Raw genomic sequence first — 20,714 nt, forward strand, 5'->3', positions numbered from 1 at the left:
AGAAACTTCCGGTTTCTGGAAAGCCCTCGGCGAAGAAGCCAAGAAACAGGACCTTTATTGGGGCGGCGACTGGTCGAAGCCTGATTGGGCACATGTCCAGTTGGCCGCAAACTCCGAGTTGGCGCGAGTGAAAACTGAGAGCGGTTTGTGAGACGAGCTCTGCTTGCAGCGGTACTGATTTTCGGCGTCGTGCTGCCAGCCCAGGCGGAACGCCTCTGGCTGGTCATAGGCGCTAGCGACGGTTCGCCAGCAGGAATAGCCCAGAAGAGCAAGGTACTCACTCCGCTTTCCGCCAAGGGATTTGTTGTCCAGACCAACGACTGCGGCGACAAGAGGAACATTTTCGCCTGGGTCGCCGAGGCTGCAAGCTCGGCCGAGGCAGCGCAATCCGGGTTGTCGCGCTTGCGCGAGAAGATCAAGGACGCCTATGTGAAACGCTGTGACGTGAAGCCGCGAACATTGCTGGCGTTTCGCGTCTCCGCCGTCGATGCGTCAATCTCCGACGTGCCACAAGGTGCAGTGAATTGGCAGGATGAGGATCGGATCTCATCTATCCAACCACTTTCCGATGGCCGCGCCATTGTCATTGTCCGCCACTACGTCGATGAAGATGATCCGTTCGAAGGCAGGCGTGCGCGCGTGGTGGTAGTCGACACGGCTGGCAAGCGCCTGACACTGGAAGAGGACTGCGGCTTTCCAGGTCCCGTCGCTTTGCAACAGGGGAAAATCGCATTCGACTGCGTGCGGGAGATAGCAGCCGACCTTTCGCTGCACAGTGTCGTAGTCTTCAGAACGACAGGGGAAAAACTCGCGGAGATCAAGCATTGCCGCAAACCACGGTGGTCACGCGAGCGGACTATCGCTTGCGATGCAGAGACGGTTGGACCAGATGGTCGGCTGAAGCTGCTCCAGAAGCAGACTAACTAGTGTAAATCATATGAAACCCAGTATCGCGGTGTCAGGTCGCACAATGCAACACACTTTTGGAAATAAACGACATAGCATCATATGCAGACACTACCATGCCAAAGTGAAACTCCGGTGCTGACTGTCAAGAGAAACACGCGAATTTCAACTTTGGAGCGCAGGCTATAATGCGACCGTGGATAAGCCGCACCTTGCTGGTTTTTGGTGTTTTTATCACCGTTTGGTTTGCCATGATATTGTATTGGCGTGCCAGCAATCAGATGCCTACCCCCTCGGATGTAGTGCTTTATCTCCTTGCCATTCCGGCAGCGTTGCTGGCGGCGCTCTGGCTCATTCTCAAAGGCGTAGCGGTATTTTCCGCCAAGTCAGATGACCATACAGCAGCGTCACAAATAAAACCAGATGCCGAAGCTCTCGCTCAAGCACAGACTGCCCAGCAGGAACGCGCCTTGACGCTTATCATTCTTGCCAGCGCACTCAGGGCGGCGCATGGCCAGTCCGCAGATGAGTTGACCAGCGCCTTGGCATCTAAAAAAGCAAAGCTTGGACTCGACAGTGAATTAAAAAATGGCGACGGCTATCCCATTTTGAGTGGCCGGATTGAAAGCGTGGATGAGGATGCCCAACGCAAAGCAATCTCAGCATGGCTGGCCACGCGCAACATGCAAGAAATAATCTGGACCAGCGAGCAGTTGCGCGCGCAGGCACTGGGCAGCGAGGTTGTGATCGAGCTGGCACAACAGGCAATTACGCATCCGCAGCTTGAAAGTTACATGGCGACGCCGCCATCCAAACGCAGCACGATGGTTTTGCCGACGCTGCAGTTGCGCGCCCTGCTGCCGACGCACTGGGAGGCGGAAAAACGTAAGATCACGGCAGAATGGTTCATTCACTTGATTGAACAGCAAGGCTGGCCTTCGGAGAAAATCGCGCTTAAACCTGAATTGCCAAACGATCACATGGCGCCGATAAGCATGGTGGATCGTTTATCCGTAGATAGCTATCGTCAGTCATTGCCCTGCTTTGGCATGGTATTGGCGTGTGAGTCGCATATTGGGGAGCTAACCGTGAGCGACTGGGAAAATACCGGGCGATTATTCACGGGGGCAAGCAATCATGGGCAGATACCTGGCGAGGGGGCTGCTGGTTTGCTGTTGGCTGATGCGCAACAAGCAACCCTGATAAATCCGAAGTCCGCAGCGAAAACTAATCGGATTGCGCAAAACCGGCGTGAAAAGTCAGCGGATGATAGAGGCCGCTCCAGTGCTGAAACATTGACCGCGTTAACCAAAGATGCATTTCTTGTCGCCGCCATCAACCCTGAAAAAATAACCCTTGTGACTGCCGATACAGACCTACGTACAAGCAGGGTTGCCGAGCTAATGAAAATGGGAGTCGCCACGTTCCCAGATTTGGATCTCAGCACGCAATGTTTCAAAATTGCCGCCAGCTGTGGCTCGGCAGGGGCTGTATCAAGCTTAACGGCGCTGGCGCTGGCGCATCATGAAGCGGCAGAAAATTCAAACTTTGCATTATGCGTTAACAATCAAGATGGTTTCGCGCGGGCTGCAGTTATTGTCAGCCCCTGGATACCCGAAACCACTTCGTTACAAACTGCCACATAAACACAACCTAAGCAGCCATACACCATGCAACGAATTTTACAGATTCTAACCAAGAATCGTATTTTTGCCGTAATCGGCTTTTTAGCACTCGCTGCCTTTTTATTGTTGGGAGCGAGCATCTTGCAGATCTCGGTAGTGTGGGTGGGTGTTGCGCTTGGCGTTGCCATACTCGCCTGGGCAACAGCAAGATGGATCCGAAGATCACGCGCGAAAAAATCGTCACAACAATTAGGCGACATGTTGGAACAGCAAGCCAATAAACCTTCCACCAAAGCTGATGCACTTAAGCGCGATGAAGTGGAAACCATTCGCACACGCATGCTAGAGGCGATTTCAACGCTCAAATCATCGAAATTGGGGTTACTCTCAGGATCAGCCGCTTTATACGAATTGCCATGGTACATGGTCATTGGCAATCCAGCAGCCGGCAAGAGCACGGCCATTGTCAATTCGGGATTGAAATTCCCTTTTGCCGACAGCAACGGAAAGATCATTCACGGCATCGGCGGTACGCGAAATTGTGATTGGTTCTTTACAACAGACGGTATCTTGCTAGATACAGCAGGCCGCTACTCAGTGCACGAGGAAGATCGTGAAGAGTGGTTTGGCTTTTTGGCGTTATTAAAAAAATATCGCAAGAAAGCGCCCATTAACGGCATCATTATTGCCGTCAGCATCACTGAACTCACAGGAAACAGGCCTGAGTTTGGCATCAATCTGGCCAAGAACCTTCGTCAACGCGTTCAGGAACTCACCGAACGGCTGGAAGTATTTGCGCCGGTCTACGTCTTGTTCACAAAAGCTGATTTAATAAATGGTTTCAATGAGTTTTTTCTTGATACTGAGCGTGAGGAACAAGACCGCGTGTGGGGTGCAACGCTGCCCTACAATCTCAACAATACTAACCAGGATGTGCTGGCGTTTTTCGACGACCGTTTCGATGAGCTATATGACGGCCTGAAAGAAATGAGCTTGGCCAGTATGGCCTTGAATCGTGGTGATCGGATGCCTCCTGGCGTCTTTACTTTTCCGTTGGAATTTTCTTCAATCAAAGGTCCGCTGCGCGCATTTGTCGCCACGCTCTTCGAGGAAAATCCATTCCAGTTCAAACCCGTCTTTCGCGGCTTCTATTTTACCAGCGCCCTGCAAGAAGGCTCTTCCGTGAGCACTTCGTCGGAGCGCGTCGCCGAACGCTTTAATCTGACATATCAACCACAGGAGCAATCCGAAGGCTCGTTTAAACACGGCTTCTTCTTGTTAAATTTGTTTCGGAAAGTCATTTTTGCTGATAAAGAACTGGTCTCTCAATATGCAAGCCGCAATAAGACCCGGCTGCGTTACGCCATGTTTTTCGCGGCCACCGCCTTGGTTGGCTTGTCTCTGGGCGGATGGAGCTGGTCATACATGGGCAATAAGCAATTGGCGGAAAATGTCCAAGCTGACTTGGAAATGGCGACAAAACTGCAAGACAAGCAGTATGATTTGCAATCTCGCTTTGAAGCACTTGAAATCCTGCAGGATCGCATTGAACAGCTCGAAAAATATCGTGAAAGTCGACCCATATCCCTGGGATTGGGGCTCTATCAAGGCGAGCTCCTCGAGCGTAAGTTAAGAGAGGAATATTTTTCTGGTATAAGGGAGGTCATGCTCAAGCCAGTGACGGCTAATCTTGAATCTTTCTTATCCGAGATGAATGCGGGTGCTGACAAGCTGATGCCCTCGTCACGTCCTCCACAGCTTGCGGGTTCAAGCATTGCAACCTCTACGACGACGGCCAGCATCAGTGGCGCGGCACAACCATACGAAGATGCATCGCCCACAAACGCAGAGGATGGTTACAATGCACTAAAAACTTATCTGATGCTGGGTGATAGAACGCGCGCGGAACCGAGTCACCTCAATGATCAGTTGACCCGTTTTTGGCGTGGCTGGCTGGAGAGCAACCGTGGCGCAATGCCACGTGAACAAATGATTCGGAGCGCCGAGCGTCTGATTTCATATTCCCTCTCACAAATCAATGATCCCTCATGGCCACTGATTGAAAACAACTTATCATTGGTGGATCAATCGCGCGACAATTTACGTAGTGTCGTGCGTGGCATGCCCGCGCGTGACCGTGTCTATGCTGACGTAAAAGCACGCGCATCAACGCGCTTCCCCGCCATGACCGTGGCGCGCATTGTCGGCGACGAGGACAAAGAACTTATAGTCGGCAGCTATGCCATCCCTGGTACATTCACGCGTGACGCTTGGGAAAAGTTCATTGAAGATGCCTTCAAGGAAGCTTCGAACAAGGCGCTGCAAAGCGCTGATTGGGTACTCAAAACAGCCTCGAATGACGATTTGACGCTGGAGGGTAGTCCTGAGCAAATACAAAAAGCGCTGGTCAATCAGTACAAAACGGAATACGCCAGCGAATGGAAAAAATTCATACAGGGTGTGTCCATTACAGACTTGAACGGTTTTGAGGGTGCAGTAACAGCGATGAATCGCTTGGGTGACCCGCAGACTTCACCTATCAATAAACTGGTTGTCACAACATATCAAGAGACCTCCTGGGATAATCCCTCACTGGTCAACGAAGGCTTGCAACGCGCGCAGAGCGGCATCATAGGCTGGTTCAAGGAAACCATTCTTCGCCAGTCACCTTCGCAACTCAACGTCAATGTGAATGTGAACGCGGCCAAGGCGGGAATCCCCATGGGCCCAATCGGAAAGGAATTTGGGGGCATTGCCAAGCTTGTGGTGACCAGGGATAAAGGCACGACATTGTTGCAGGGCTATTTGGGGACTTTATCCAAATTACGCAGCCGGTTTAATCAACTAAAAAATCAAGGTGACACAGGTCCGGGTGCTAAACAGCTCATGCAACAGACGCTGGAAGGCAGTGGCTCCGAACTGGCTGATGCACTCAAGTACGTCGATGAGCAAATGCTCATGGGCATGACCGACACTCAAAAACAGGCAATCCGGCCAATTTTGGTCAGGCCGTTAGTGCAGTCATTTGCGGTCATTATCAAGCCGGCCGAATCCGAGATGAACAAAACCTGGCAGGCTCAAGTTTATGAACCATACCAAAAGACCTTGGCGGGCAAATATCCATTCGATCCAGACTCCAGAATCGAAGCAAATGCCGCTGAAATTGGCAAGATATTTGGCGCTGAAGGTGCGATTGCCAAGTTTGTCAACACTTCGATGGGGCCACTGGTTGTCAGGCGCGGTGATGTGCTTGAGCCGAAAACCTGGGCCAACATGGGCATCACCTTGTCGCCTGTGGTAGTGTCTGAGTTTCCCGGTTGGGTCGCACCGTTAAGTGAAGGTGGTGCTGTGGCCTCTTCTCCGAGTGCCGCCGAGGCGCAAACGGTTTTCCAGATGCGACTTTTGCCTGCACCTGGCACATTGGAATATACCGTCGAAATTGATGGTCAACATCTTCGCTATCGTAACACCCAATCAGAATGGTCAAGCCTCGTTTGGCCTAACCCCCAAGGCGTGCCAGGCGCCCGGATTACAGCCGTAACCTTCAACGGGCAGACAGTTGAGGTGGTCAATCACCCTGGGCGTTTTGGATTGGAGCGCATGATTAACGCCGCCACACGCAAGCGCAAAGACGGCGGCGTGTTTGAACTCACTTGGGCCACTGGAAACGTTGCGGTATCTGTGGATTTGAAAATTATCAGCAGCCCCCAAGTCACCGGCGCAGCCAGTGGCTCCAGCACACCACAAAAAACAGGATTCCGCGACATGAAACTACCCGCAACCATCGTGGGCGGCCCAGACCAGCCTAATACAGCGCAATCTTCCGCGCCACAATCCGTGGGGGCTTCACAATGAAAGTTGCGACGACGCAAGCCGAAATTGGCTATTTTGGAAAAATACCGACTAGGGGCGATTTCATTAAGGCAACGGATAATATGCCTTTAGTCACAGTGCTTGATGATTGGCTGGCCCAGGCGATGACTCTTCTTTCTGCTGATCTGCGTTGGAAAATCACTTATGACGCAGTACAGCCAATGCACTTCGCATTCATAGGGCCGCGCAGAAAGCGTGCCATTGCCGGCCATCTCATTGCCAGCTATGATCATGCCCACCGGCGCTTTCCATTTCTCACGATGAGCACAATGGAAATTGAAGACCCTTCCGATTTTGTTGCCCGCAGCCCGATGGTGTTATCGCGCTTGTGGAACCGTCTCGAAACGCAGACAGTTGGCGTGATATCGGCCTCTGACCCTGCCGCCCAGCTCCAAGCCCTTTCCTCTACGGCCATTGATATAAAGCTAGGTGCTTTAGCATACGATGCAGTTTTCACTGATTTCCTGGACATTCAAACAATCGGGGCTCTCGATCTAATGCTTGCCCAAGCAGGCTTTAAAGGAACGTCACGTCAAACACTGCTTGCACTTGGTTTTTTATTGCAGCCCGTGATGGCAAGCGGTTCATCACGCCTGGAAAAGAGCCTAATCTTGCCATTGCCCTACGATCCCATGTATCGATACCTGGTAGCTTCTTTCTGGATGAATGTGATCACGCCATTTTTACTCAGGGCGGATTTCGAGCTGGCACTTTTTTTTACTAATACCCATGAAAGCCCCACGATGGTTGTTGGGTTCAGCGGTGCGTCCTCGCGCACGCTTCATGCAATTATGGATCCGCAAACCGGTCTGGAACACCACATTGCATTCGAAGATGCGCAATGGGTAGAAGAACAGGTTGAGGCTGATTACGGAATGAAAAAACTATCCAGTTATCTTGTTCAGCCTAATCTTTCCTTGAAATCAGCGCTCGAGTCGTTTCACGCAGCCTTTATTGGAGGTTAGTATCATGCGTTGGATCTGGTTAGTCTTGTCCATCGTCTCCACTCAGGGTTGGGCGCAAAACTTCGCACCCCCACTTGAGACCCCGAAACCTGGGCAAGTATTGGTGACCGGAACCGTCCCGGACGAAACAAGCAAAGCAGGTGTGCTCGCTCGCCTACGTGAGTTATATGGCGCTGAGAAGGTGGTCGATCAAATTTCCGTCGGGTCGGTTGTTATGCCAGCGAATTGGGACACCTATGTAAAAAAGCTGATTAATCCCAATCTGAAATTGATTAGCCGTGGGCAATTGAAGATTGATGGCAATATAATCAATGTGCGAGGTGAAGTCGCTAACGAAGCGCAACGTCAGCAAATCACCAGTGACATGGCCACCATGTTAAACCCAACCTACACCATTAAAAATAGCCTGCATGTTTCTGCGGCTGAGCAAAACATACTGGATACGACTTTAGCCAACCGTATTATTGAATTTGATATCGGCAAAGCAACGCTGACACCCGCAGGCAAGACTATTCTTGACGAGATGGTCGGCCCATTGCGTAAGCTTAATGGCAAGAAAGTGGACATCATTGGACATACCGATAACCAGGGCCTGCGCGCAAGTAATTTATCTCTCAGCCTGGCCCGTGCTGACGCGGTGAAAGCCTTTCTTGCGACGAAGGGCATCAACGTAGACATGGTCACGACCTCTGGGCAAGGGCCTGATAGGCCCGTCGCCAGTAACGATACGCCGGATGGCCGTACTCGAAATCGGCGTATAGAGTTTAGGATTGCGCAGTAGCTGTTAAAGGCGCTTGTTTTGTCGTTGGGATGGCAAGGCGTATCATAAAAATTACCGGCGGGTGCGCAAAAAGAGGGGGCATTTAGATTCTATTGACAGATATATCGCAACTCAGAAGCCCCCAGTCTACTTCTCTGACGACGAAGGGGTCTGAAGTCCCAGAAGTTCTTCTACATGAGCGAGAGAAGTTGGATCTTTTATCACGGTATTCAACCAAGAGTGCAGGGACATATCTCCCCAGGCAGCGGCCTTGTCTGCCAAATAAGCAACAGGGCTATGGGGTTCGGTACGGCGAAAGAAATCAGCGACGATGCGCAGCTGCTCCAACGCTTGCGCACGTGTTTGAATTGTTCCAGTCACCGGTGTAGAGGATGGGAGATTGTTGTTGTCTTCGGCATTTTGTGTTGAATCATTTGTCGATAGGGCTTGCTTGTGGACGCCGGCGTCCTGCGCAAAGCGCGATAAGGTGCGAATAACGCCGTCCAGCGATTCCTTGGCCGCAGAAAACCCCGGGCCATCTATTCCAAGGCGCTCGTCAACCGACTTTTCCAGTTGGTTCAACGCCCGTTGGCAATGCTGCGAATCAGCCAAGAGCTTTTCAAAAAATGCTCGAGAACTTTTACGGCGCGCCGCATCCAGTTCCCCCAATTTCGGGGCAACTTCCGGCCTGCCATGCTCTGCAGCGGCTTTTTCTGCGCTTGTTGAGCGCGTCCGTGCGGTATCAAAATCATTGGTGGAAAACGCCGTGCCCTTTCCTTCTGTGATCGGTATTTCGCGTACCAACCGGGCGGAGCGCGATAGCAACCAATTTAAATTACCTATCCTCTGTTCCTGCCCCTCCTCGTCGGGCAAGGGATAGAGCCCATCCCAGAACTGATCACACAACCCAGCGAGTAATAAATAGCCATCACCTAACCCGGCGAAATGGTTAATTTTTGCATTGGCCTCAGTCAGCCAGACCGCCAAACGTAAATCTTTGCTCTTTGACCCAATCAATTTGGCGCAACGCTCAACGACAAAGCCCCAGTCGGCCTCTTTCAGCTCGGTCTCCCACTCTCCTTGATCCAAGGTAGAGTCGTCGAACCGGCGGGCCTCTGCAATGGCATCAAGATCACTTGAGAAAGATAAATCCTCACCACAAGGCTGAACACTATTTATTGGGTTGAGTAGTTGCTTCACCACGAACATATGCGAGACGAGTCCCATAACAAAAAATCATTTGACGGCGCTGATAATCCTGAAAAAAGTGATTATAATCTACCCGGCATAGAACTCCGACATATAGTGCCGCAACCTGCCAGAAATTCGACCTTGCAAAAAAATCTCAACCCGCTCGCTCGATTGACGCTTGGTTGACACTGCAAAAACGAAAAATCGTGGCTAGTATCGCAACTATTTGATTTTATTGGTGCCCGGGACCGGACTCGAACCGGTACAGCCGCAAGGCCGAGGGATTTTAAGTCCCTTGCGTCTACCAATTTCGCCACCCGGGCAAACAGTAATAAAAGCGGTGAGGGATACGAATGAGTGCTGCGGGATACTGCCAATAAAAATGGAGGCTGGGGTCGGAATCGAACCGGCGTCCACGGCTTTGCAGGCCGCTGCATAACCCCTCTGCCACCCAGCCTGCGATTACTTTCCTCTTGGAGCGTGAGGATTATTCCTGAAAAAGAATTTGGAGCGGGAAACGAGATTCGAACTCGCGACCCCAACCTTGGCAAGGTTGTGCTCTACCACTGAGCTATTCCCGCTTGTTGTGTGGCGCTTGGAGGTTGCATATTATTAGGAAAAGGCGCTTTTCTGTCAAGCCGAATTTCTAATTAATTTTTATTATTATTTTCAATTACGACCGCTTCCGGACCTCAACGCAGGCCAAGCGGCGTGAATGTACACGATCATCGACCAAAGCGTCAACCCTGCTGCCACGTAAAGGAGGATCAATCCTCCGAGTCTTACGGGCAAACCTGCGAACGGGGCCTGATACAGCAGCAGCAAGATAGCAAGCATTTGAGCCGTGGTTTTGAATTTCCCGATAGCAGATACCGCCACATGCGCACGCGCGCCGATTTCGGCCATCCACTCGCGCAGCGCGGAAACAGCTATCTCACGGCAGACGATGACAGCAGCCGGGATAGCAAGCCATGGCGTAGGATCCGCTTGCACCAGCAGCACCAGCGCCATCGCCACCATGAGCTTGTCTGCCACCGGGTCGAGAAAGGCGCCCAGCGCGGAGGTTTGGTTGAGCCTGCGCGCCAGATAACCGTCCAGCCAATCGGTGATGGCTGCGAGACCAAAAATAAGCGCGGTCCAGGCGCGCGCACTGTCGATGGGCAAATAGAAAATCACCAGGAACACTGGTATTAAAACAATGCGCAGCAAGGTGAGAAGGGTTGGGATGTTCATCTTAATTGTTATCGGCGTGAAAGGCGTCGTATATAAGCTGCGCGAGCTGCTTGCTGATTCCCTGCACATTGGCCAGATCTTCAACCCCTGCCCTCGCTACACCTTGCATCCCCCCAAATTGATTGAGCAATTGGCGGCGTCGCCGCGCCCCGATGCCAGGTATTTTCTCCAAAGGCGAGGTGTTGCGCGCTTTGGCGCGCCGCTGCCGGTGACCGGTGATAGCGAAGCGATGGGCTTCATCGCGGATCTGCTGGACAAGATGCAACGCAGGTGAATCAGGGGGCAGTATAATGGGCGTCTCGCTGCCGAACAAGAAAAGTGTTTCCAGGCCGGGTTTTCGTCCGGGGCCTTTGGCCACACCCACCAGGGTTACGCCGCTCACCTGCAACTCCTCCAGCGCCTGCGCTACTGCACTCACCTGACCTTTACCGCCGTCAATGAAGAGAATGTCGGGCAACTTGCCCTCCCCGGCCTTGATACGCGTGTAGCGGCGCGTCAAGGCCTGGTGCATTGCTGCATAATCGTCACCGGGGGTGATATTTTCGATATTGAAACGCCGGTAATCAGATTTGAGCGGGCCACTGCCATCAAACACTACGCAAGACGCCACAGGCAGCTCGCCCATGGTGTGGCTGATATCGAAGCACTCCAGGCGTTGTGGCAGGCTGTCCAGGTCCAGCGCCTCTTGCAGAGCCTCGTAGCGCTGCCGTATATCCGCCTTGCCTGCCGTATACTGGGCAAGGGCGTATTGGGCGTTGGTGGCGGCCATGGCAAGCCAGCGGGCACGTTCACCGCGCACACGGTGCGTTATTGTAACCTTGCGCCCAGCCTGCTTCCCCAGTACATGCTCCAACAATGTTGCATCCTCCAAGTCATGGCTTATGAGGATCTCTGACGGCGTTTCCCTGTCGAGATAATACTGCGGCAAAAACGCGGCGAGGATTTCAGCAGCATCGGCATCACCGTTGTGGCGGGGAAAGAAAGTCTTATTACCCAGGCTCCGCCCGCCGCGAATATAGAATACCTGCACGCACCCCGCGCCGTTATGGACGGCACTGGCAACCACATCCAGATCACCCCCCTCCCCGCTCACATACTGTTTTTCTTGCACGCGGCGCAGGCTGACGATCTGGTCGCGCAGGTGGGCGGCACGCTCAAAGTCGAGATTGGTGGCGGCGGCCTCCATGCGTGCCGCCAGTTCGTTGATGACCTCATGATTCTTACCCTCCAGAAACATCACCGCATGACGCACATCCTGCTGATAGGTCTCCTTGTCCACCAGCCCTACGCACGGTCCAGTACAGCGTTTAATCTGGTATTGCAGGCAAGGCCGCGAGCGGTTACGGTAAAAACTGTCCTCGCACTGACGCACCGGGAAGATTTTCTGCAACAGGTTAAGGCTATCACGCACCGCGCCCGCGCTGGGGTATGGGCCAAAAAAACGCCCTTTTTCACGTCTTGCCCCACGATAGAATCCCAGTCGTGGAAAATCCTCATGATCGGAGAGGTATATATACGGATAGCTCTTGTCGTCGCGCAACAGGATGTTGTAGCGGGGTTTCAACTCCTTGATGAGATTATTCTCAAGAAGCAGTGCCTCGCCCTCGCTATGCGTGACGGTGACATCAATGCCCTGGATGTGCGCCACCAGCGCGCGTGTTTTGGGTGACAGCCCCGTCGCACGAAAGTAGCTGGCGACGCGGTTCTTGAGGTTGGCAGCCTTGCCAACGTAGATCACTTCCCCCTTGGCATCAAGCATGCGATACACGCCCGGCATGGTGGTCAGCGTCTTGAGAAAGGTAGTGGCGTCAAATGGAACCATTTGGGCGCTCAGCGAACGTAGGGTGCGTTCCACGCACCAAGAAATTCTAGTGCCCGGATCAAGCGTTTATCCGTCGCCGCGCCAGCTCAAAGACAGCCCTGAACATGTCTTCTGTCAAGCGCCGCGTCTGGGTGTTGTAGCGGCTACAGTGGTAGGAATCGATCAGCCAGCGCTCATCAGGCAGGGTGTGCTGGTTGCCATGACCAAACGGATAGGCGCTTGCCTTCAGCTCCAACGCGCGCAACACTGCGGCATGGGCGATGGTACCCAGAGCCAGGATCACAGCGCCTTTTTTTAGGCGCGCCATTTCGTTTTTCAGATAGGTGTTGCAGACCTTGATTTCAACGGGCAGTGGCTTGTTTTGTGGCGGAAGACACTTGACTGCATTGGTAATGCGACAGCCGTGCAGTTTCAGTCCGTCAGTACTGGATGTCGATGCAGGGCTGCTGCTAAAGCCAAATTCAAACAAGGTCTTATAAAGCAATATTCCAGCAAAGTCTCCGGTGAATGGCCGTCCGCTGGCATTCGCTCCGTGCATCCCCGGCGCCAGCCCGACGACCAGAAGATCGGGGTTGGGCGCGCCAAACGGCGCCACTGGCCGTGCATGGTAATCGGGATAGTCTGCGCGTACTTCGTCGAGGAAACCCGCCAGGCGGGGGCAGAGGCGGCAATCGGCATCAAAGGACAGATCAGTCATGGGTAATATCGGGAGATGGTCTTGCCAGGTGGACATTCTTAATAGTGACGGTCAGAAGTGTCCGGTAATTTAATTGAATAGATTCAATTGGTTATTGTCTTTCTGCATGCTCATTTGCGTCTCCGCATTTTTAAGTAATTGATCGAGTGGCGTTTTCTCGAAAAGAGTCAGGCTCAAAATCTGTAGGATTGTGTAAAGCGAAGCCTCGGTATTGAGCCGCTTTTTCACGATGGCGACCACGACGTAAACCGCGATGGCGATCCATATTTGCGTCTTGACTGCATTCTCGGTGGTGCCATAGAACCGCTTGATTCGAAGATGCTGTTTGATCCACTTGAAGAATAGCTCGACCTGCCAGCGGCAACGATAAAGCTGAGCGATGGTCAGCGCAGGCAGGTCGAAGTTGTTGGTCAGAAAGACCAGAAACCTGTCGTGTTCGGCATCGTAGAACTTGATGCGTCGCAGGTGCTGCGGGTAATCCTTGCTGGCCTTGCGAGCAGTCAATGCAATGGTCTGGTCGCAGCGCAGTCCAGTGGACTTGTCCACGGTGCGAGAGTAGACGCGACGAAAGAGCAGATTGGATTTGCCACGGATGACAAAGAACGCCTGTGCTTGATGCAGGGTGAACCAGCGAGCGAAGTCGGTGAAGCCACGATCCATGATGTAAAAGCTGCCGGCTTCGGGTATCAGGATATCGAGCACATTGACCTCGTGCATCTTGCCATCGCTGATGTGGATGAAGGTTGGAATGTTGCCGCGCAGGTCGAGCAGCGTATGCATCTTGACGGCAGCTTTGGTGGAGCGGAAGCGTGCCCACGGAAAGACGCTCAAGCACAGGTCGATGGTCGTGGTATCGAGTGCGTAGACCGTCTGTTCCAGTTCGACCGCAAAGCTGTCGCTGGCGTAAAGCTTTCTGGCGGTCTGGATTAAGCTCATCGCGAAATCCGCGTAGATGCGACAGTCGCGTTGCTCGTTGGCATCGGCCAGCGTGCTCTTGGCGATGTTGCCTCGTATGCCCAAGTGATAGAGCTTGGCTTGGTGGGCGCGCAGACAGGTTTCGATGTCGCGAAGGCTTTCGCGGTAAGTCAGCTGCGCGAACGCCATGCAGAGAAATTGATCGAGATGCGAAAAAGTCTTGGTGGGATATTTGGAAGGGTAGCGCTGCACGCAGCGACGGAATGTGTGAAGGGGCAAATGCTCCATGAGTTGTGCGAACACCAACTGGCCTGAATACATGACGGAAACTCCTGGGGGGAAAGCCCCAGTTTCCCAAAAAATTCACGTTCAAGTCGGTGACACCCCTAAACACACACTTTCCTATTCAACATCATCATGTTATATAGCCGTCTTTGCGAAATTGCCGGACACTTCTGAGTGACGGTATAGGATAACATCAAACCGTGCTTGCCCGCCTGGTTCTGGCGGCAAAACCGGTGTCTGCCCCGCCAAGTCAATCAGGAGGACACCATGGGTGCCCACAAAACAAGGATAGGCATGACCATCGCCCTGCTCTGCGCGCTGCCCGCGCTGGCACATGCCAAGGATATGTTCTTCAACGATGAATCCCATCGTCTGCCGGCAGACAGCTTCAACCCGCCATTAACCGACACGCTGGCGGTGCTGCTCACCGACCTGGACGGCGACAAGGACCTGGACATCTTCCTCGTCCAAGGCACATCGAGCCTCGACGGCCGGCAGAATCGCATCCTCATCAACGACGGGCGCGGCAACTTCAGCGACGAGACGACCACGCGCCTGCCGCAGGCGATGAACAACAGCGCCGGGGCCGACGCGGCAGACATCGACCGCGATGGCGACATTGATATCATCGTCGCAAACCTCGGACCCGAACAGCTGCTTCTCAACGATGGGCGCGGCCGTTTCACGGATGTGAGCGCCGCCCGCCTTCCCCCGCCGCTGACCAACGTGATGGAAGACATCAGCGCCGAAGCGCGCTTCTTCGATGTCGACCGTGATGGCGATCTGGACATTTTGGTCGGCAACGAAAATCCCTTTTCTAGGAACCCCTTGGGCGGCGCTCAAAATCGCCTGTGGATTAATGACGGCCATGGTCGCTTCGCCGACGAGACGGCGGCACGCTTGCCGTCGATCACCGATCAAACGGCAGCCTTTGCATTTGGCGATATCGACGGTGACGGCGATGGCGACCTGGTAGTAGCTAATGCTGGTCAAGACCGTGTTCTGATCAACAATGGCCGAGGCGTCTTCACGGACGAAACTGCGGCACGATTCCCCGCATTGAGCGACGCTAGCCGTGACGCCAAGTTGGGCGATGTCGACGGTGACGGTAAACTCGATCTCTTCGTGGTCAACAGCCGCGCCCAACAAAACCGGCTCTATTTCAATAATGGCCGAGGCGTCTTCACCGATGTCACCAGCGCGCGCCTTCCCGTGCCTCTCGATACCAGCAATGGTCTCGCGCTGGCCGACCTCGATGGCGATGGGGATCTCGACGCCTATATCGCCAACTCCGGGCCATTCCTGCGCGACGCGCACGACTTTGCCGGTGAGCAGAACCGGCTCTACCTCAACAACGGCCACGGCCGCTTCCGCGACAAAACCTTGAAATACTCCCCGCCCCTGGCCGACCCCAGCACGGGTGTGGCAGTCGGCGATATCAATGGCGACGGACTACCCGACATCCTCGTCACCAACTCCGGCGCCAACAATGGCGCGGAGCGGCTTTATATTCAGGTGAGAAAACGCGACAAGGTCAAAGCTCTAGACACTGACGAGGACTGACGTGGTCAAATAAGCAAGGCGGGCGGGGGCTTTGCGAAAACGGAGAGATTAACCGTCACGCAGCCGCAGCCACCGCCTTGCGTGCCGCATCATCCAGCCCTTCCGCCGCAATGATGTTCAACCCGCTGTTGCGCAGCATGTCACGACCCTGGATGGCGTTGGTGCCTTCCAGGCGCACCACCACTGGAATGCTGACGCCCACCTCCTGTACCGCCTTGATAATACCCTCAGCGATCAGATCACAGCGTACGATACCGCCGAAGATGTTGACCAGCACGGCCTTGACCTTAGTGTCGGAGAGGATGAGCTTGAAGGCCTCGGCGACCTTGCCCGCCGTGGTGCCGCCGCCGACATCGAGAAAATTGGCGGGCTCTCCACCGTGCAGCTTAATCAGATCCATAGTAGCCATGGCGAGTCCGGCACCATTCACCATGCAGGCGATGTTGCCGTCCAGCGTGATGTAGTTAAGGCCAAAGCGCGCCGCGATAGTCTCTTTTTCGTCTTCCTGCGTGACATCACGCAACGCCTCAAGCGCTGGTTGCCGGTAAAGCGCATTCTCGTCAACGTTAAATTTTGCGTCGATGGCAAGCAGGTCGCCTTCAGCCGTCACCACCAGCGGATTGATCTCCAGCAGGCTGGCATCCTTTTCCGTGAACAGGCGGTATAGTCCAAGCATGATGTGCGTGAGCTTGGCGATTTGCGTAACACCAAGCTCCAGGCCAAAGCCAACCTGGCGGCATTGGTAGGGTTGCAAACCCACTACCGGATCAATCACCACCCTCAACAGTTTTTCGGGATGCGTGGCGGCAACTTCTTCGATGTCCATGCCGCCGGCGGTGGAGGCTATCACGATAATGCGCTCACGGGCACGATCTACGACCATGCTGAGATACAGCTCACGCGCGAGGTTGGCAAGTGGCTCGATCAGCACTGTGTTTACCGGCAACCCGGCGGGGCCGGTTTGCTGCGTCACCAGATGTGATCCCAGCAAGCGATTCGCCACCACCGCCAATTCGGCAAAACCATGGGCACGCTGCACCCCGCCCGCCTTGCCGCGCCCACCTGCGTGTACCTGGGCCTTGACCACCCAGCCCTCCCCGCCCAACTCGCGACCCGCCGCCACGGCCTCGTCGACGTTGCGCGTTACCCGGCCGTTGGGAATGGGAATGCCGTATTCGGCGAAGAGTTGTTTGGTCTGGTATTCGTGGAGGTTCATTTTTGCCGCACCGATTGTCTTTTGATTCGAATGGGAAACAATAACAAACCGCGTCCATGAGGAGAAGTGTGCATGGTAAAATTATCTGCAATCAATGAGAAACAAGGTGAAACGCATGCTAAAGGAAACTGTACCCACCAAAAAAATGGGCTTATTGGGTATATTGATATGGATCGGCGTCGCAATCCTCGGCGCATCCGCCGTGGGCGGCATCGCGCTGCACCGCGGCGAGTCCATTAACAGCCTGTGGTTTATCGTCGCGGCAGTGTGCGTATACGCCATTGGCTACCGCTTTTATAGCGCGTTCATCGCCGCCAAGGTATTGGTATTGGATGCAACCCGCGCCACCCCGGCGGAACGCATCAACGATGGCCGCGACTTCATTCCCACCAACAAATGGGTGGTGTTCGGCCACCACTTCGCCGCCATTGCCGGACCGGGGCCGCTGATCGGGCCAACGCTGGCGGCTCAGTTCGGCTATCTGCCCGGTACGCTGTGGATCCTGATCGGCGCGGTATTGGGTGGCTGCGTGCAGGACTTTGTCACGCTGTTCTTCTCTATACGCCGCAATGGCCGTTCTCTGGGCCAAATGGCCCGCGACGAGCTTGGACCTATCGGCGGCGTGGCGGCACTCGTGGGAGTGATGATGATCATGATCATCCTGATCGCCGTACTGGGACTGGTGGTGGTCAATGCCATGAAGCATAGCCCGTGGGCCACGTCCACGGTGGCGGCGACTATTCCTATCGCGGTGCTGATCGGCTTGTACATGCGCAATATCCGCCCTGGCCGAGTGCTTGAAGCCACGCTGATCGGCGTTGCCCTGCTGCTGATCGCGGTGGCGGGTGGCGGGTGGCTGGATCACCAGCCAGATCTGCGCCAGTGGTTTGATTATGACGGCCCGCAGCTCGCGTTGATGATTATTGCTTATGGCTTTGCTGCGGCGGTGGTGCCGGTATGGTTGCTGCTGGCGCCGCGCGATTATCTCTCCACCTTCATGAAGATCGGCACCGTGCTTGCCTTGGCGATTGCCATCGTGATCCTGCGCCCCGAAGTCAAGATGCCCGCACTTACGCAGTTCATTGACGGCACCGGCCCGATTTTCGGTGGAGCGCTGTTCCCCTTCGTCTTCATCACCATTGCCTGCGGCGCGATTTCAGGCTTTCACTCGCTGATTGCTTCCGGCACTACGCCTAAGCTGCTTGCCAATGAAGCGGACGCACGCTTCATCGGTTATGGCGCAATGATGATGGAATCGTTTGTTGCCATCATGGCGATGATCGCAGCCACCGTACTCGATCCCGGCGTCTATTTCGCCATCAACAGCCCGGCGGGCATTGTCGGCAAGGAGGCCGCCGACGCAGTCGCCAAGATCAATAGCTGGGGTTTCCCAGTGACCGTGGCGCAGATGGAGCAACTCGCCGCAAGCATGGGTGAGACTAGCCTGTTCGCCCGCACCGGCGGGGCGCCCTCGTTTGCCGTAGGCATGGCCAGCATCTTCGCCAGCGCCTTCGGTAACGCCTTTCTCGCCCTGTGGTATCACTTCGCGATCATGTTCGAAGCATTGTTCATCCTCACCACGCTGGACGCGGGCACACGCGTGGGCCGTTTCATGCTCCAGGATATGCTCGGCAACATCTACAAACCGCTAGGGCGCACCAGCTGGTATCCCGGCGTGCTGCTCACCAGCGCGCTGGTGGTCGGCGCATGGGGTTATTTTCTCTATATGGGTACACTCGACCCGCTGGGCGGCATCAATAGCCTATGGCCGTTGTTCGGCATCGCCAATCAGATGCTGGCAGCAATAGCCCTATGCGTGGGCACCACCATTCTTATCAAATCCGGCAAACTACGCTACGCATGGGTTACTGCCCTGCCTCTTGCCTGGCTGGTGACCATCACTAGCGCTGCCGCGTGGGAAAAACTGTTCAGCCCTGAGCTGCGGATAGGCTTCCTCGCTCATGCCAAGGATCTGGCTGACAAACTGGCTGCGGGCGCATTGCCGCCGGATAAAATGATCACGGCACCCCAATTGATCTTTAATGATTATGTGGACGCCGCCCTTACCGCATTCTTCTTGGTCACGACATGGGTGCTTGTGCTGGATACACTACGCGTGTCTTACCGCATCGCCACTGGCGGCGCCCATCCGCCCTCCTCTGAGGCGCCCCACGAACCGAGCCGCTTGGTGGAAGATTGGGTGCGGGATTAGAGATTAATTCGATAATGACTGTACTCAAAAATCCACTTCGAAAATTCTGGTGCGGATTGCGACACATCAGCGGTGACGACGCCTACGAACGCTATCTGGAACATTGGCGCGTCCACCACGCCACGGAAGGAGCCTCCCCCCTGGATCGCAAGGCATTTTTCAGGGCCGAGCAGGAGCGTAAATGGAATGGGGTAAAGCGCTGCTGTTAGCGGGCAAATACTGTTTTATGTATTTTGACAGAAGTGTCCGGTAATTTAATTGAATAGATTCAATTGGTTATTGTCTTTCTGCATGCTCATTTGCGTCTCCGCATTTTTAAGTAATTGATCGAGTGGCGTTTTCTCGAAAAGAGTCAGGCTCAAAATCTGTAGGATTGTGTAAAGCGAAGCCTCGGTATTGAGCCGCTTTTTCACGATGGCGACCACGACGTAAACCGCGATGGCGATCCATATTTGCGTCTTGACTGCATTCTCGGTGGTGCCATAGAACCGCTTGATTCGAAGATGCTGTTTGATCCACTTGAAGAATAGCTCGACCTGCCAGCGGCAACGATAAAGCTGAGCGATGGTCAGCGCAGGCAGGTCGAAGTTGTTGGTCAGAAAGACCAGAAACCTGTCGTGTTCGGCATCGTAGAACTTGATGCGTCGCAGGTGCTGCGGGTAATCCTTGCTGGCCTTGCGAGCAGTCAATGCAATGGTCTGGTCGCAGCGCAGTCCAGTGGACTTGTCCACGGTGCGAGAGTAGACGCGACGAAAGAGCAGATTGGATTTGCCACGGATGACAAAGAACGCCTGTGCTTGATGCAGGGTGAACCAGCGAGCGAAGTCGGTGAAGCCACGATCCATGATGTAAAAGCTGCCGGCTTCGGGTATCAGGATATCGAGCACATTGACCTCGTGCATCTTGCCATCGCTGATGTGGATGAAGGTTGGAATGTTGCCGCGCAGGTCGAGCAGCGTATGCATCTTGACGGCAGCTTTGGTGGAGCGGAAGCGTGCCCACGGAAAGACGCTCAAGCACAGGTCGATGGTCGTGGTATCGAGTGCGTAGACCGTCTGTTCCAGTTCGACCGCAAAGCTGTCGCTGGCGTAAAGCTTTCTGGCGGTCTGGATTAAGCTCATCGCGAAATCCGCGTAGATGCGACGGTCGCGTTGCTCGTTGGCATCGGCCAGCGTGCTCTTGGCGATGTTGCCTCGTATGCCCAAGTGATAGAGCTTGGCTTGGTGGGCGCGCAGACAGGTTTCGATGTCGCGCAGGCTTTCGCGGTAAGTCAGCTGCGCGAACGCCATGCAGAGAAATTGATCGAGATGCGAAAAAGTCTTGGTGGGATATTTGGAAGGGTAGCGCTGCACGCAGCGACGGAATGTGTGAAGGGGCAAATGCTCCATGAGTTGTGCGAACACCAACTGGCCTGAATACATGACGGAAACTCCTGGGGGGAAAGCCCCAGT

15 protein-coding genes and 3 tRNA genes are annotated in these 20,714 nt (G+C 54.3%); 8 read left to right on the top strand and 10 right to left on the bottom strand.

From position 1 onward, the window contains the following. The first annotated feature begins 147 nt into the window (after positions 1-147). The 5 genes from M3A44_09210 to M3A44_09230 all read left to right on the top strand — a co-directional run bounded on the left by M3A44_09210 (position 148) and on the right by M3A44_09230 (position 8,150). Positions 148-927: a hypothetical protein gene (locus tag M3A44_09210; GenBank protein ID MEQ6341811.1), complete on the top strand. Its 780-nt coding sequence runs from the start codon at positions 148-150 to the stop codon at positions 925-927. Between the two features lie 191 nt (positions 928-1,118). Beyond that, on the top strand, positions 1,119-2,552 hold the full coding sequence (locus M3A44_09215; GenBank protein ID MEQ6341812.1) for a hypothetical protein: 1,434 nt from the start codon (positions 1,119-1,121) through the stop codon (positions 2,550-2,552). 24 nt (positions 2,553-2,576) lie between these two features. Beyond that, positions 2,577-6,386, top strand: coding sequence for a type VI secretion system membrane subunit TssM (gene tssM, locus M3A44_09220; protein ID MEQ6341813.1), 3,810 nt, complete (start codon positions 2,577-2,579; stop codon positions 6,384-6,386). Beyond that, positions 6,383-7,369: a type VI secretion system-associated protein TagF gene (tagF, locus tag M3A44_09225; protein ID MEQ6341814.1), complete on the top strand. Its 987-nt coding sequence runs from the start codon at positions 6,383-6,385 to the stop codon at positions 7,367-7,369. Before tssM ends, tagF begins: the two co-directional genes overlap by 4 nt. A 4-nt stretch (positions 7,370-7,373) precedes the next feature. Further along, entirely contained in the window at positions 7,374-8,150 is a 777-nt protein-coding gene (locus tag M3A44_09230; protein MEQ6341815.1) for an OmpA family protein, read from the top strand. 126 nt (positions 8,151-8,276) lie between these two features. On the opposite strand, the gene tssA is transcribed toward M3A44_09230, so the two are convergent. From tssA to M3A44_09270, 8 genes are all read right to left on the bottom strand, one after another. Beyond that, positions 8,277-9,356, bottom strand: a complete 1,080-nt coding sequence (gene tssA, locus M3A44_09235) for a type VI secretion system protein TssA (protein ID MEQ6341816.1) — start codon at positions 9,354-9,356, stop codon at positions 8,277-8,279. Between the two features lie 200 nt (positions 9,357-9,556). Then, positions 9,557-9,643 (bottom strand) — tRNA-Leu (locus M3A44_09240). Between the two features lie 60 nt (positions 9,644-9,703). Continuing rightward, a tRNA-Cys gene (locus M3A44_09245) sits at positions 9,704-9,777 on the bottom strand. A 49-nt stretch (positions 9,778-9,826) separates the two neighbouring features. Continuing rightward, positions 9,827-9,901 (bottom strand) — tRNA-Gly (locus M3A44_09250). Positions 9,902-9,989: 88 nt separating this feature from the next. Beyond that, entirely contained in the window at positions 9,990-10,553 is a 564-nt protein-coding gene (gene pgsA / locus M3A44_09255; GenBank protein MEQ6341817.1) for a CDP-diacylglycerol--glycerol-3-phosphate 3-phosphatidyltransferase, read from the bottom strand. 1 nt (position 10,554) lies between these two features. Continuing rightward, a complete protein-coding gene (gene uvrC, locus M3A44_09260) occupies positions 10,555-12,375 on the bottom strand; it encodes an excinuclease ABC subunit UvrC (GenBank protein MEQ6341818.1) in 1,821 nt (606 codons plus the stop codon). 58 nt (positions 12,376-12,433) lie between these two features. Continuing rightward, positions 12,434-13,072, bottom strand: a complete 639-nt coding sequence (locus M3A44_09265; GenBank protein MEQ6341819.1) for a uracil-DNA glycosylase — start codon at positions 13,070-13,072, stop codon at positions 12,434-12,436. 69 nt (positions 13,073-13,141) lie between these two features. Beyond that, positions 13,142-14,308, bottom strand: coding sequence for an IS4 family transposase (locus M3A44_09270; protein ID MEQ6341820.1), 1,167 nt, complete (start codon positions 14,306-14,308; stop codon positions 13,142-13,144). Between the two features lie 231 nt (positions 14,309-14,539). Between M3A44_09270 and M3A44_09275 the strand changes: the two genes are divergently transcribed. Then, entirely contained in the window at positions 14,540-15,835 is a 1,296-nt protein-coding gene (locus M3A44_09275) for a VCBS repeat-containing protein (GenBank protein ID MEQ6341821.1), read from the top strand. A 55-nt stretch (positions 15,836-15,890) separates the two neighbouring features. Here M3A44_09275 and sucC read toward each other — a convergent pair whose 3' ends face one another. Further along, positions 15,891-17,051, bottom strand: a complete 1,161-nt coding sequence (gene sucC, locus M3A44_09280) for an ADP-forming succinate--CoA ligase subunit beta (protein ID MEQ6341822.1) — start codon at positions 17,049-17,051, stop codon at positions 15,891-15,893. Positions 17,052-17,166: 115 nt separating this feature from the next. Between sucC and M3A44_09285 the strand changes: the two genes are divergently transcribed. Further along, positions 17,167-19,263, top strand: a complete 2,097-nt coding sequence (locus M3A44_09285; protein ID MEQ6341823.1) for a carbon starvation protein A — start codon at positions 17,167-17,169, stop codon at positions 19,261-19,263. 14 nt (positions 19,264-19,277) lie between these two features. Beyond that, complete coding sequence (locus M3A44_09290) at positions 19,278-19,472, top strand: YbdD/YjiX family protein (GenBank protein ID MEQ6341824.1); 195 nt, start codon at positions 19,278-19,280, stop codon at positions 19,470-19,472. Between the two features lie 45 nt (positions 19,473-19,517). Here M3A44_09290 and M3A44_09295 read toward each other — a convergent pair whose 3' ends face one another. After that, complete coding sequence (locus tag M3A44_09295; GenBank protein ID MEQ6341825.1) at positions 19,518-20,684, bottom strand: IS4 family transposase; 1,167 nt, start codon at positions 20,682-20,684, stop codon at positions 19,518-19,520. Positions 20,685-20,714 lie beyond the last annotated feature (30 nt).

It is taken from the genome of Gammaproteobacteria bacterium (assembly GCA_040183005.1).
In the GTDB taxonomy this organism is placed as follows: Bacteria; Pseudomonadota; Gammaproteobacteria.

Coding starts and splice junctions, on each gene's coding strand:
- tssM (MEQ6341813.1), top strand. CDS start 2,577: ATGCAACGAATTTTACAGATTCTAACCAAGAATCGTATTTTTGCCGTA.
- tagF (MEQ6341814.1), top strand. CDS start 6,383: ATGAAAGTTGCGACGACGCAAGCCGAAATTGGCTATTTTGGAAAAATA.
- M3A44_09230 (MEQ6341815.1), top strand. CDS start 7,374: ATGCGTTGGATCTGGTTAGTCTTGTCCATCGTCTCCACTCAGGGTTGG.
- tssA (MEQ6341816.1), bottom strand. CDS start 9,356: ATGGGACTCGTCTCGCATATGTTCGTGGTGAAGCAACTACTCAACCCA.
- pgsA (MEQ6341817.1), bottom strand. CDS start 10,553: ATGAACATCCCAACCCTTCTCACCTTGCTGCGCATTGTTTTAATACCA.
- uvrC (MEQ6341818.1), bottom strand. CDS start 12,375: ATGGTTCCATTTGACGCCACTACCTTTCTCAAGACGCTGACCACCATG.
- M3A44_09265 (MEQ6341819.1), bottom strand. CDS start 13,072: ATGACTGATCTGTCCTTTGATGCCGATTGCCGCCTCTGCCCCCGCCTG.
- M3A44_09270 (MEQ6341820.1), bottom strand. CDS start 14,308: ATGTATTCAGGCCAGTTGGTGTTCGCACAACTCATGGAGCATTTGCCC.
- M3A44_09275 (MEQ6341821.1), top strand. CDS start 14,540: ATGGGTGCCCACAAAACAAGGATAGGCATGACCATCGCCCTGCTCTGC.
- sucC (MEQ6341822.1), bottom strand. CDS start 17,051: ATGAACCTCCACGAATACCAGACCAAACAACTCTTCGCCGAATACGGC.
- M3A44_09285 (MEQ6341823.1), top strand. CDS start 17,167: ATGCTAAAGGAAACTGTACCCACCAAAAAAATGGGCTTATTGGGTATA.
- M3A44_09290 (MEQ6341824.1), top strand. CDS start 19,278: ATGACTGTACTCAAAAATCCACTTCGAAAATTCTGGTGCGGATTGCGA.
- M3A44_09295 (MEQ6341825.1), bottom strand. CDS start 20,684: ATGTATTCAGGCCAGTTGGTGTTCGCACAACTCATGGAGCATTTGCCC.